Below are 767 nucleotides of genomic sequence, written 5' to 3'. Positions count from 1 at the left end.
TAAAACAGCAAGTGTAGATAAAAAACTGGTTGTACCTATTTTCTTGAGCTATTTTACGCACGATTTCGCAATATTTTTTGAACCTAAGTCCCACATTTAGTTCAAATTATCTGGAAGAAACAGAGGACCAATTGGCTCTCTTGGAAGACCGAATTCTTCTGGATAATCCACATCAACTAAATAGAGACCTTCGGCTTTAGCAGTTGCTCCAGCCAACTTACGGTCTTTCGCTTCAAGTAACCACTTGATCCATTCTGGCTTCTGCTCACCTTTACCAACGGCAATTAGGCTACCCGTAATGTTTCTCACCATATGGTGCACAAACGCATTCGCCTTAATATCAATGACGATGTAATGGCCATGACGAGTCACGTTCAAATGAATCATATTTCGCCACGGGCTATGAGACTGGCAGTGCGTAGCTCTAAACGACGTAAAATCATTTTCACCCAGCAGGTACTGACCTGCCTCATGCATCTTTTTCTCGTCAAGGTGACCATGATAATGGCTCACACCTGAATTTAAGATTCCAGGGCGCAGTGCATGATTGAAAATGATATAGCGGTAGCGACGTGCCGTTGCAGAGAAGCGAGCATGAAAATCTTCATTCACTTCAGTTGCCCAACGAACAGCGATGTCTTTAGGCATGTTGGCATTTGCGCCCATTGTCCATGCCACCATTTTGCGGTCGACATTGGTTTCAAAGTGAACGACTTGTCCCGTACCGTGAACACCGGCATCCGTTCGTCCCGCACATTGAACTTCTA

Annotated in this window: 1 protein-coding gene; it reads right to left on the bottom strand. The window is 44.6% G+C overall.

Translation table 11 applies throughout. The features are described from left to right. Window positions 1–96: 96 nt before the first annotated feature. Window positions 97–767: tRNA pseudouridine(38-40) synthase TruA (truA, locus tag BCT81_RS27430; RefSeq protein WP_102426507.1), on the bottom strand; the 671-nt coding region annotated here is incomplete at its 5' end.

Origin of the sequence: Vibrio sp. 10N.261.52.A1 (assembly GCF_002876325.1) — a bacterium.
Taxonomy (GTDB): Bacteria; Pseudomonadota; Gammaproteobacteria; order Enterobacterales; family Vibrionaceae; genus Vibrio; species Vibrio chagasii.
Note: the sequence above shows the minus strand (reverse complement) of the source record. Positions and strands in the feature narration are given on the sequence as shown.